The organism is Microcystis sp. M113S1 (genome assembly GCF_020246945.1).
In the GTDB taxonomy this organism is placed as follows: domain Bacteria; phylum Cyanobacteriota; class Cyanobacteriia; order Cyanobacteriales; family Microcystaceae; genus Microcystis.
Genome location: NZ_JADBSA010000298.1, coordinates 1 through 11,259, shown reverse-complemented (window position 1 = coordinate 11,259; position 11,259 = coordinate 1). Strand labels below are relative to the sequence as shown.

The window sequence follows — 11,259 nt, the reverse complement described above, 5'->3', positions numbered from 1 at the left end:
GGCCGAATTTGAAGTCTTTTCTGAACGAAACCCCTTACTATCTGTTGTCAAGGTTCAGTTTTTAGCTTGGTTATCGCTTTTTCCATTGTAGCTTAAAGCCGTCCTAAAAGGACGGGGTTTTAACCCAAATTTTCGATAAACGACCACTGAAAAAGCCAATTAGGGAAGCAATCGTATGTAAAATGATCACTGCGATGCCAGCTTGAGCAATGAATAGGGGCAAACGTTCCGATTCTCGGATTATTAATAAGCAGATAATAACTGCTAGAAAAATTACGGCTAAACGATTAGTTATCGGTTCCAGACTTTTGGCCAGTAAAGGGAAGTAATGGCGGATAGTCATACCGATAACCAGGGGTAAAACTATAATCAAAAATATCTGCGCCATAGTAGAACCAATGGGTAAGGAGATGGCGGCACTTTCACCCATAAAATGCTGTAAGCTCAAACTAGCGAAAAAAGGAATGGTGAAAATGGTGATGATGCTGCTAAAAGCGGTTAAAGTAACAGAAAGGGCCACATCTCCCTTAGCTAAATAGGTTAAAACATTGGAGGAAGGACCGCTGGGGCAAATGGCGACAATCATTAAACCGACGGCAATTTCTGGACGGAGAGGTAAGATAGAAGCAATAATAAAACCGACGATCGGTAAGATAATAATTTGATTGACTAAACCGATCAGAACTGCTTTGGGATAACGGGTGATACGCTGAAAATCGGCGAGAATTAATCCCAATCCCATGCCTAACATTAAAACGCCTAGGGCAACGGGTAAGAGGATATTAGTAAAAAAGTTGGCTTGCATGGGATAAAAGCCGAGAAGATGCGCTTATTTTCCCATAAATTGACTAATTTATTCTTGTGCATGGTTCCCGATTTTGCCGACTAAAAAACCCCGGTGTGCAAGAGAGGTTAAATTGTAGGAGAAATCCAACCTTGGGGATTTTAGTCCAGTTTCCCTCTCTCGCTCTGGAGTGAGAGAATAGTCATACCCAGTTTTTTTGTCCCGATCGAGAGTATTTTCTGAGATAGATCATTGCCGATCTGGGGATAAAAAACGGTAATTTCGCCCGATATAACCTTTTATTTGCGCCTATGACTGTCAAAATCGCTCTTAACCCCAATCAGATTCAAAATCTCGATCTATCATCTTTAGAGACTATTATTCAAGATTATCAGTCCCAATCAGCGATCGCCGAACTGGAACAAGCTCTACAATTAGAGATAGATTATCCTCGCGCAGAGGGTGATATGCGGGAATTATCGGAGATAGCGGAAGTCAGACTGTGGTTTCTACGTTTAGATGCGGTTTATCCCTGGTTAATCTTTATTCTTGACCCAAAACATGGAGAAATCGCCCGTTATGCTGCTATGTTGGTCCCCCATCAATTCCATCGCGGGGAAGGAATTCAATATAATCCCGAAGCTTTGGAGATTTTTGTGATGCAAAAACTCTTTATTTTGTCTGATTGGCTGAAAAGTCAGCAAATTCCTGCTTTATCTCGCTTAAAATTTTTCGCTCAACAGTTTGGTTACGATATCGACGAGGAATTTCTCTCTCGTCTCTAAAAGCCTCCTGCGCTGACTAGATAAGGTATTTTTAGTATATGGCAAGCTACTGTCTAGCCCAATTTAGCACCACCAATACCCCTATCAGAGAATCATGGATACAAAATCCTTTAAACGTACCCTACAGCAGTCGGATAACTATAACCGCAAGGGATTCGGTCATAAAGAGGAAGTAATGGATGCGATGACCAATGAGTATCAAAGCGACCTGATCCAAGAAATTCGGGAAAATAATTATCGTTTACAACGGGGTGACGTGACGATCTATCTCGCTCAAGCTTTTGGGTTTTGTTGGGGGGTAGAACGCGCTGTTGCCATGGCCTACGAAACTCGTCAACATTTTCCCCTGGAACGTATCTGGATTACTAACGAAATTATTCACAATCCCTCGGTTAATCAGCGTCTGCGCTCCATGGCCGTGGGTTTTATTCCGGTCGAAAATGGCCAAAAAGACTTTAGTGTGGTGGAATCGGGGGATGTGGTGATTTTACCTGCTTTTGGGGCCAGTGTCTCGGAAATGCAAATACTTAACGATAAGGGTTGCATGATTGTGGATACCACTTGTCCCTGGGTTTCTAAGGTGTGGAATTCCGTGGAAAAGCACAAAAAAAGCGACCACACTTCGATTATTCACGGTAAATATAATCACGAAGAAACGATCGCCACTAGCTCTTTTGCTGGCACTTATCTGATCGTTTTAAATTTGGCTCAAGCTAATTATGTCGCTAATTATATTCTCCACGGTGGCGATAAAAATGAGTTCTTAGAGAAGTTTAAAAATGCACATTCCCAGGGTTTCGATCCCGATCGCGATCTAGATTATATCGGTATTGCCAATCAAACCACGATGCTGAAAAGTGAAACGGAGGAAATTGGCAAACTCTTCGAGCATACTATGTTGAGAAAGTACGGACCGATCGATTTTAAAGATCATTTCATGAGTTTTAATACTATCTGTGATGCCACTCAAGAGCGTCAAGATGCCATGTTTGAACTGGTGAAAGAACCGCTTTCTTTAATGGTGGTAATTGGGGGTTATAATTCCTCTAATACCACTCACCTACAGGAAATAGCGATCGAGCGTGCCATTCCCTCCTATCATATCGATAGTGCCGAGCGTATTCTCCCCGGTAATCGCATCGAACATAAACCTTTAGGGGACGATTTAATCATCACCGATAACTGGTTAAATGAGGGAAAAATTGCCGTCGGAGTGACTTCTGGTGCTTCCACTCCCGATAAGGTGGTAGAAGAGGTGATCGAGAAAATTTTTGCGTTCAAATCTTCTTTAGTCCCGGGTTAATTAGCCCAGGTGTGTTAGCCTTTAGCAATGGCTGCATCTCAGATCACAAATAGGAGATGCAGCCGATATTTTTATCAGTGGGATTGCTCAGAAACTAACTACCGCAATCTTGACATTGACGTTAGAACCGTTGGATTCTTCTCGTTGGGTGTATCTCACATTTGCAGAAATACCGACAATCAGCAATTATCAGTGACTTTTAAATTATTACAGATATATCAGCAGCTGTCTGTAAGCATCCCACCGAAAAACTAATGCGCTCCGGGGTTTGGGGGGTAGAACCCCCCAAAAGCTTGGATTGAGTGATAAAATCGAAAGTAAGGCCCGACTTTAGCAGAGAGTTTCCCCCTAAAAATCCCAACTTAGTAGATTTACAAAAATGAGATGCGGCCTTCTCGTTTCTGTCTGGAAGGAAGAGCCAATATTTTCCTAAAAACGGCGGGTTTTATCGATTCCGTAGATAATTCCCGTCACCACGGAAGAGAGAATTAATAACAAAATTAATCCTCCGGGTAAAAAAGATAATATTCCCATGCCGCGCAATATATAAACTAACACGGTCACTAATAGGAAACCGAAAAAAAGAGACTTTAAATAACTAGAATTTGAGCGCATTTACTTAGATTAACACTTCCTCTTGAGTTAAGTTTAACTTTTCGGCAATCATTGCCAGAATTTTTTCTTCCCTTTTTCCGTTACTGATAGATTCCAGTAACCGGCAATTGAGGATAATTTTTTCCCCGTTGGATAAGGTTAAAATAATCCGTCGGTAATTAGACCCCAAAAAGCCTTTGTACTCTTCTACTTTTGCCTCAACAATTCTCTCTAAAAGATAATCACTTTCACTTCTAAAAATTAAATGTTGTCGCTTACGGGTTAGGGTAGAGGTTCCCTGATTAAAGACATAACTCTCCCAATAGCTGACATCATAAAGTAACAATAGACCAGACAATAAGCATAACATACCCCAGAGATAATAGGGATAATTATGGTGGTGTTCTAGCAGTGCTGACAAGGTATCTAGGGGACTTTTGGCAATAATTTCCTGAGCTTGATATCTATTCACAAAACTATCAAATCGAGTTTTAAAATCACTAGCTGACTGCACATCCCGAAAATTCTCGATGTAGAGATAGTTATTTTTTCCGACCAATAAAACCGTGTTATTAACAGTTTTTTTCTGCTCAACACTGATAAAAACTTCTTGATAGACAGCCGTAGCTTTAATGTGAGTCAAAGAAAAATTTTCCCGACTAGAAACAGGAAAATTATACTCTTGGACATATTGACAATCTATCCTTTTTGTGCTTAACCTAATGCAGTTGAGATAAGCGCGCTGGAAAGAAACCACATAGGCTAAAAAGAGCAAGGGAACCCCAGCCAGAAAAAAACCCAGAAAAGGACGATATTTAGGAGCCTTATTTTCTAATAAGAGTGTAGTCAGCGTTTTTTGCTTAACTCGCATAGGAAACCCTACAGGTACTTTGTTCTAATTGTACTACAGCCTTTCGGCGTCCTTCTCAGGATCTATTTATTTAATCTGCTGACCGGGAAAATTGTAATGATTATTCACGAAAATCTTACATCAGTCTCTAGACTGCCTCTATCTTGACCTTTTTTGTCTGGGTTTGGCACGGTAAAACCCTGTTTATCGAGTTTTTGTAAAGCTTTGGCGATTTTTTGTTTATTGTTTGTATTTAAAGTAAATGTATGAACAAAGCTGTTTTTATAAGTTTTTATGACTTCAATAAACTTTATAAGCTCTAAAAGATTATTTATCTAATTTTTAAGCTTTCAATCTCACTCTAGCTATAGCAGATAAAAATTGAGCCTCTTTCCAAGGGGTGGGGAGATGGTCAATAATGGCGATCAAAGCACTGATAAACAAACTCACCATTCAAGCGTACATTTAGGAGAACTTCCATGCCTTTAACACTTGCAGTCTACGGAAAAGGTGGCATCGGTAAATCGACAACAAGCTGTAATATTTCGGCCGCTTTAGCCAAAAGAGGCAAAAAAGTCCTGCAAATAGGCTGTGACCCCAAGCATGATAGCACCTTCACCCTGACAGGCTTTCTTATTCCCACAATCATCGATACCCTGCAAGAAAAAGATTTTCACTACGAAGACATCTGGCCCGAAGACGTTATCTATGACGGCTACGGTGGTGTCAAATGCGTGGAAGCGGGTGGCCCCCCGGCCGGTGCTGGTTGTGGCGGTTACGTCGTCGGGGAAACGGTGAAATTATTAAAAGAATTGAACGCTTTTGATGAATTTGACGTGATTTTGTTTGATGTTTTGGGGGATGTGGTCTGTGGGGGATTTGCCGCACCCTTAAATTACGCCGATTACTGCATAATTGTCACAGATAACGGCTTTGATGCTCTTTTTGCCGCCAATCGCATCGCCGCTTCCGTCCGTGAAAAAGCGCGCACCCATCCCCTGCGACTAGCCGGATTAATTGGTAATCGCACCTCAAAACGCGATTTAATTAATAAATACGTGGATCATGTTCCCATGCCAGTGTTAGAAGTTTTACCCTTAATTGAAGATATTCGCGTCTCCAGAGTTAAAGGTCAAACTCTCTTTGAAATGGCCGACAAGGATCCGATGTTAAGTTATGTTTGTGACTATTATCTCAACATTGCCGATCAGATTTTAGCCAAACCAGAAGGAGTTATTCCCAAAGAATCTGCCGACCGGGAATTATTCACTTTATTATCGGATTTCTATCTTAATGCTGATAAACCCAAAGTTAACGCCGAGGAAGAATTAGACCTAATGATGGTTTAGATTATTTTGTAGGGTGGGTTAGCGATAGCGTAACCCACCAATAACCACCAATAACCACCAATAAACTCTTTTTCTGGGTGGGTTACGGCGCATAATTAACTTATTAGTTAATAGCCTAACTTATCGTCGCCTAACCCACCCTACCCACGAATTTTATCGAGGACTTGATGATGATAATTTTTCCCTCTCATTGGGAATTCTAATAGAGAGAACATTATTATTCAGTCAAGGGGACAAAATGAGCAACTTTGAGGAATTAAAAGCCACCTTACCGAGGCGATGGTTAGATTACTACCAAAATAATCAAGCTTGGATTAAGTCTTTAATGGATTCTAGAGGATGGTGGCGAAAAACTCCCGATGGTGGTAAACGTCCTAGTGCTGACATAATTATAGCGGCAGCAACAGCTTTAGAACCTAAGTTATCAGTGTGGATGTATCCCTTTTGTCAACTTAGTTCCGATGGGGACAAACTGGTAGAAGTCTTAGGACTAAATTTTGATTCTGAAAAAAAGGAGTTGGAAAAATCGGAAAAAGAATTACTGATTTCTAATTCGCACACTGAATATCTCAACGGATTCCGAGAAAAACAATTATCAGTCGAAAAAAACAAAGTAATTATTTTTGAGGAATTGCTAAAAATCTTACCAGATAAATGGTTAGATTACTACCAAAACAATCAACCGTGGATTAAGTCTTTAATGGATTCTAAAGATTCGTGGCGAAAAACTCCCGACGGTGGTAAACGTCCTAGTGCTGACATCATTATAGGTGCAATGACCGTTTTAGAATCTCAATTATCAGTGTGGATGTATCCCTTTTGTCAGCTTAGTTCCGATGGAAACAAACTTCTAGAAGTTTTAGGATTAAATTTTGATCCTGAGAAAAAACAACTAGAAAAGAAAGAAAGAGAATTAAGTAATTCTTTATATCCTACTGAGGATCCTGTACTGCAAAAAATCCGCCAAGAGTTACAACGAGAAAACCTAAATAAACCAAGTTAAAGGAGAACCTAAAAACATGACCGCCATTCAAGAACCGAGCGCTTTACAATTTGATTGTGAAACTGGCAACTATCACACCTTTTGTCCGATTAGCTGTGTTGCTTGGTTATACCAAAAAATCGAAGATAGTTTCTTCCTTGTTATCGGCACAAAAACCTGTGGTTACTTCCTGCAAAATGCTATGGGTGTGATGATTTTTGCCGAACCACGTTATGCGATGGCCGAATTAGAAGAAGGGGATATTTCCGCTCAACTAAAAGACTACGAAGAACTAAAACGCCTCTGCTTACAAATTAAACGAGATAGAAACCCTAGCGTTATCGTTTTTATCGGTACTTGTACCACCGAAATAATCAAAATGGACTTGGAAGGATTAGCACCAAAACTAGAGTCAGAAATCGGTATTCCTATCGTGACAGCGCGCGCTAATGGTTTAGATTATGCCTTTACCCAAGGGGAAGATACCGTCCTCGCTTCTATGGTGCATAAATGTCCCGAAAAAGTTAAGCATGAAAACGACAAAGAAGAACGGAATGCTATCCAGAAACTCTTAACTTTTGGACGGAAAAAAGAAGAAATTAAACAGGAAGAATCGGAATATAAAGACCATCCTCCTTTGGTTTTATTTGGTTCCGTTCCTGACCCGATTGTGACTAATTTAACCCTAGAATTAAAAAAACAAGGAGTTAAAATTGATGGTTGGTTGCCGGCCAAACGCTTTACTGAATTACCGGTAATTGAAGAAGGTTATTATGTCGCTGGTGTCAATCCTTTTCTATCACGAACTGCCACCACTTTAATGCGTCGTCGTAAGTGTAAATTAATTGGCGCACCCTTTCCCATCGGTCCGGATGGAACCCGCGCTTGGATAGAAAAAATCTGTTCGGTTTTGGGAGTAGAACCGCAGGGATTAGAGGAAAGAGAGGCAAAAATTTGGGAAAGTTTAGAGGATTATCTGCAACTTGTGCGCGGTAAATCGGTCTTCTTTATGGGGGATAATTTACTAGAAATTTCCTTGGCACGTTTCCTAATTCGTTGCGGGATGACTTGTGATGAAATCGGTATTCCTTACATGGATAAACGCTACCAAGCGGCCGAATTGGCATTACTAGAGAAAACCTGTAATGATATGGGTGTTACCATCCCGAAAATTATCGAAAAACCTGATAACTACAATCAGATTCAGCGCATTTACGAGTTAAAACCCGATTTAGTGATTACAGGAATGGCCCATGCAAATCCCTTAGAAGCGCGGGGAATTAACACTAAATGGTCGGTAGAATTTACTTTTGCTCAAATTCATGGTTTCACCAATGCGCGAGATATTTTAGAGTTAGCTACTCGTCCCCTGCGTCGCAACAATAACCTCAAGGAATTGGGTTGGGATAAGTTAGTTAAAGAGTCAGCAAAAGTGTAAATTTGTTGTCAGAAGTGTACAATCCTCAGGTAAGGAATTGATTTTCCTTACCTTTTTTCAGTATTTAGTTAACTTCAATGTCCAATAACTTATCTCACCAAAAACCCTATCATCTCAACTTTAGCAGTGAGGATTTAGGCACGGCAAAACCGACTATCACCCTATTATCGGGGGAACCAGAACGCTCGCGCTATATTGCTGAAACTTATTTACAAAATGCACGTTTACTATCGGATTATCGCGGTTTAAATAGTTATCTTGGCTATCTAGATAATTCTACCCCAATTCTTCTGGCTACCAGTGGCATGGGTGCGCCATCTTTGAGTATTGTGGTTAATGAATTAATACAGGTGGGAATTAAAACTATTATTCGTATTGGTACTTGTGGCGCAATTCAAAATAGAATAAAAATTGGTGATATTATTATCTCCCAAGCGGCTTTATGTAGGCAAGGTGCTGCTAATGATATTGCTCCTCTGGAATATCCCGCAGTGGCGGATCCTTTTTTGACAGTTGACCTAGTTAAATCGGCTCAATTTTTGGGAGTAAATTATCATGTAGGTATTACCGCTTCTGTGGATAGTTTTTATGAAGGACAGGAAAGAATCCTGTCTTCCGCTAACCCTTATCTTCAGCATCATTTAGAGGGAATTACGGAAGAATATCGACGTTTAAATATTCTCAATTATGAAATGGAAGCGGGAACTTTATTGAAAATGGCGGGGGTTTATGGATTTACTGCCGCTTGTATTTGTGGTGTAATTGCCGAAAGAAGTAAAGAGGAAGGGATTAGTTTAGAAAGCAAACAACAGGCCATCGAAAAAGCGATTCAGGTAGCAATATTGACTGTTAACAACCTCTCCCCATCCTCAATTAATTAATGTTGAGAAATCATTTTCATTAAGACTTCCTCTTTTTCCTGACTTTGGGGATAACAGGAGATAAGTTGAGCGCATAATTCCTAGTACAAAATAATTTATCGCCTTGTCTAAGTATGGTACATTAATTTGCTCAAAAAAGTGTATTTTGTTGCGAATATGTAATGATTTTTGACAAAAGTAAATTCTCACCCCCAAAAAAATTCGCTTTTTCCTAGTCTTCTAAGCTAATCTTGACCGGATTAACTTGCCATCGGTAAAGTCAAAACCGTTAGCGACGAGACGATTATAAAGTCGCGGACAAGCTAAAGCGAGGGATTTTCCTCACGGCATTTGGTGGGATTAAGTAAGTAGTTATAATTAAATTGAAGATAGATTTTGCCTCTGATCCCCCCTTAATCCCCCCTTGATAAGGGGGGTGTCTGATAATTTTTAACGCCTACCTACTTAGGAGCTAATAAAGTGAGATAATGGGAAAAAATTAGTTTTAGCTTTAAGGATGGTATTATGTCAGACACAACGCAGTTAACACCGGAAAAAATTGCTCAGTACCGTATTGAATTTGCGGACAATGAGAACGCTTTAATTGCACTTGATGTTATTGAGGAATGGGAGGGAGATTTAGCAGATGCTGCTGAATCTATTGCCACTCGTAACGGGATTGAAGGGGTAGAAGATAAGGCTGATTTTCGTTGGTTTGCTATTGTTCTTAATAAATGTCGTGATTCTATTTGTCAACCGAAGTATGAAACTTTGCGAGAAAAATATTTACCCGCACTTATTCCCCCTGTAACAGATATTATTGCAGGATGTTTTATGTGTCCGCCTGGAGTAGCAGGACTTTTATCGACTCCAGTTGCTATTTATATTTCAGAGGAAGGACTGGATAAATTTTGTCAAAATTGTTCCGATTCTTAAACTCAGAGCTTACCCCTGATATTAAAAACCCGATTTTTAGAGGCAGAAAAAATCGGGTTTTTTGGACTTTTGGATAATGGTGCAAGACCTGAGTTAAACTCCTGTTGCGATAAATGCTGTCCAATAATAGGGATTGGCAAAGGGATAGGGTTCGCGTTTCACTGCCGCTTCTAATAAGTCTTGGAATTTTCTTCTATCCCGTTTACTTTCAAAGACTCGATCGAGTAATTGCTGGAATTTTTGACTATTTTTTGTTTGGGCTAATTTTTGACTATTCAATGTTCTTAACCAGGTTTGAGTATGATTTAAAACAATAGCAATACTTCCTTCATCTTGGATAGAAATCCGTTTAAGATCGTGATAAAATTTAGCCATAAATAAGGTTGTTGCTAGGGGATCTACTGTCCAAAGGGTGCTAACGACACTAGAACTTCCTGCAAATAGAAAACCACTGGGCAAACCGACATATTCATCACTAATACTATCGGCTTTACTTTCTATTATACCACTTTCACAAGCAGAAAAAGTAACTAAGCGGCATTCTCTTAAGTCAAGTTTTTTAAAGACTTCTGCTAGAGTAAGGTTAGCTGATTTTCCTAAGTTACCTTCTGGATCTGCTAACATTAAAGCTGAGTCTCTAGGGGATTTATTATCAAATTTTCCATGACAAGAAAAGTGAATACAATGGGACGCTTGTAATTCTTGACGACGGTTTACTAGGGTTTGTTCTGATGCTTCTACTTCACCAATAATAACAGTTTTTTCTGCATCAAATCCTTGACTAATTCTCTCGATTTCTAGATTTGCTCCTAAGAGGGGTTTTAGGTCTTTTCTGGTGGGGTTTTTAATAGCAAAAAGATGAGTAAAGTTTTCTCGCTGTGATGATTTTACCAGTTTTAAAAGTTGGCAACTGGGAACGTATCCTACACCTTTAGTAAAGCGTTGATAGAGAAATTGTCCATCTTTTAGGGGTAAACAATGAAGGGGAATTATATGTAAGAACCAATGGGGAATTATGATTAAGCGTTTGCAGTCTTGGGGAATTAGTTCTAAAAGTTCATCAATGTGGAGAATTTCTGATAGTTGATTTAAACAAGAATTAAGATTATTAATCCACTCTGTTTTATTATTTTCATAAGCTTCACGATAATCTTTAATAAAATCAATCAATTTCTCTCGATCTTCTGCTGAAGATTGCCAAACCTTAACCCCTTTTACCTCAAAATTCCCCCCTTTTAAAGCTATCCATTAGTCAGATCTTTCTTAACAAAAAGAGAAGAAACTTAAAAAAAGGGGAAACGATTGATAGGTATAGTTTTGAAAGAAGGAATTAAGGTGGAGGTAAGCAAAAAAATGGAGAAATGGGCAGCCCAAGAAT

The 11,259-nt window shown here is 39.5% G+C and carries 10 protein-coding genes and 1 pseudogene; 7 read left to right on the top strand and 4 right to left on the bottom strand.

The window, feature by feature from the left end:
* Positions 1–121: 121 nt before the first annotated feature.
* Positions 122–805 (bottom strand): annotated as a pseudogene (locus tag IM319_RS15145) (bile acid:sodium symporter family protein); the annotation flags it as partial.
* Between the two features lie 290 nt (positions 806–1,095).
* Between IM319_RS15145 and IM319_RS15140 the strand changes: the two are divergent.
* Positions 1,096–1,569, top strand: coding sequence for a CRR6 family NdhI maturation factor (locus tag IM319_RS15140; RefSeq protein WP_286827427.1), 474 nt, complete (start codon positions 1,096–1,098; stop codon positions 1,567–1,569).
* 94 nt (positions 1,570–1,663) lie between these two features.
* Entirely contained in the window at positions 1,664–2,872 is a 1,209-nt protein-coding gene (locus tag IM319_RS15135; protein WP_287079993.1) for a 4-hydroxy-3-methylbut-2-enyl diphosphate reductase, read from the top strand.
* 429 nt (positions 2,873–3,301) lie between these two features.
* Here IM319_RS15135 and IM319_RS15130 read toward each other — a convergent pair whose 3' ends face one another.
* Positions 3,302–3,487: a hypothetical protein gene (locus IM319_RS15130; protein ID WP_002798718.1), complete on the bottom strand. Its 186-nt coding sequence runs from the start codon at positions 3,485–3,487 to the stop codon at positions 3,302–3,304.
* Positions 3,488–3,491: 4 nt separating this feature from the next.
* Positions 3,492–4,337, bottom strand: coding sequence for a hypothetical protein (locus IM319_RS15125; RefSeq protein ID WP_287736117.1), 846 nt, complete (start codon positions 4,335–4,337; stop codon positions 3,492–3,494).
* Between the two features lie 458 nt (positions 4,338–4,795).
* On the opposite strand from IM319_RS15125, the gene bchL reads away from it, so the two are divergent.
* The 5 genes from bchL to IM319_RS15100 all read left to right on the top strand — a co-directional run bounded on the left by bchL (position 4,796) and on the right by IM319_RS15100 (position 9,881).
* Positions 4,796–5,665 carry a ferredoxin:protochlorophyllide reductase (ATP-dependent) iron-sulfur ATP-binding protein gene (gene bchL / locus IM319_RS15120; protein ID WP_002759152.1) on the top strand — a complete coding sequence of 290 codons (870 nt, stop codon included), beginning with the start codon at positions 4,796–4,798 and terminating at the stop codon, positions 5,663–5,665.
* 238 nt (positions 5,666–5,903) lie between these two features.
* Positions 5,904–6,668, top strand: coding sequence for a DUF5331 domain-containing protein (locus tag IM319_RS15115; protein WP_287736115.1), 765 nt, complete (start codon positions 5,904–5,906; stop codon positions 6,666–6,668).
* Positions 6,669–6,684: 16 nt separating this feature from the next.
* Complete coding sequence (locus tag IM319_RS15110; protein ID WP_287079989.1) at positions 6,685–8,085, top strand: ferredoxin:protochlorophyllide reductase (ATP-dependent) subunit N; 1,401 nt, start codon at positions 6,685–6,687, stop codon at positions 8,083–8,085.
* A 77-nt stretch (positions 8,086–8,162) separates the two neighbouring features.
* Complete coding sequence (locus tag IM319_RS15105; RefSeq protein ID WP_287736112.1) at positions 8,163–8,966, top strand: nucleoside phosphorylase; 804 nt, start codon at positions 8,163–8,165, stop codon at positions 8,964–8,966.
* A gap of 504 nt (positions 8,967–9,470) precedes the next feature.
* Positions 9,471–9,881, top strand: coding sequence for a hypothetical protein (locus IM319_RS15100; protein WP_287736110.1), 411 nt, complete (start codon positions 9,471–9,473; stop codon positions 9,879–9,881).
* 93 nt (positions 9,882–9,974) lie between these two features.
* Here IM319_RS15100 and IM319_RS15095 read toward each other — a convergent pair whose 3' ends face one another.
* Entirely contained in the window at positions 9,975–11,051 is a 1,077-nt protein-coding gene (locus tag IM319_RS15095) for a CHAT domain-containing protein (RefSeq protein WP_287736108.1), read from the bottom strand.
* Positions 11,052–11,259: the final 208 nt, after the last annotated feature.

Bases quoted from the DNA above. Each gene is read 5' to 3' on its own strand.
- bchL (WP_002759152.1), top strand. From the start codon at position 4,796: ATGCCTTTAACACTTGCAGTCTACGGAAAAGGTGGCATCGGTAAATCG.
- IM319_RS15140 (WP_286827427.1), top strand. From the start codon at position 1,096: ATGACTGTCAAAATCGCTCTTAACCCCAATCAGATTCAAAATCTCGAT.
- IM319_RS15125 (WP_287736117.1), bottom strand. From the start codon at position 4,337: ATGCGAGTTAAGCAAAAAACGCTGACTACACTCTTATTAGAAAATAAG.
- IM319_RS15110 (WP_287079989.1), top strand. From the start codon at position 6,685: ATGACCGCCATTCAAGAACCGAGCGCTTTACAATTTGATTGTGAAACT.
- IM319_RS15100 (WP_287736110.1), top strand. From the start codon at position 9,471: ATGTCAGACACAACGCAGTTAACACCGGAAAAAATTGCTCAGTACCGT.
- IM319_RS15105 (WP_287736112.1), top strand. From the start codon at position 8,163: ATGTCCAATAACTTATCTCACCAAAAACCCTATCATCTCAACTTTAGC.
- IM319_RS15115 (WP_287736115.1), top strand. From the start codon at position 5,904: ATGAGCAACTTTGAGGAATTAAAAGCCACCTTACCGAGGCGATGGTTA.
- IM319_RS15135 (WP_287079993.1), top strand. From the start codon at position 1,664: ATGGATACAAAATCCTTTAAACGTACCCTACAGCAGTCGGATAACTAT.
- IM319_RS15130 (WP_002798718.1), bottom strand. From the start codon at position 3,487: ATGCGCTCAAATTCTAGTTATTTAAAGTCTCTTTTTTTCGGTTTCCTA.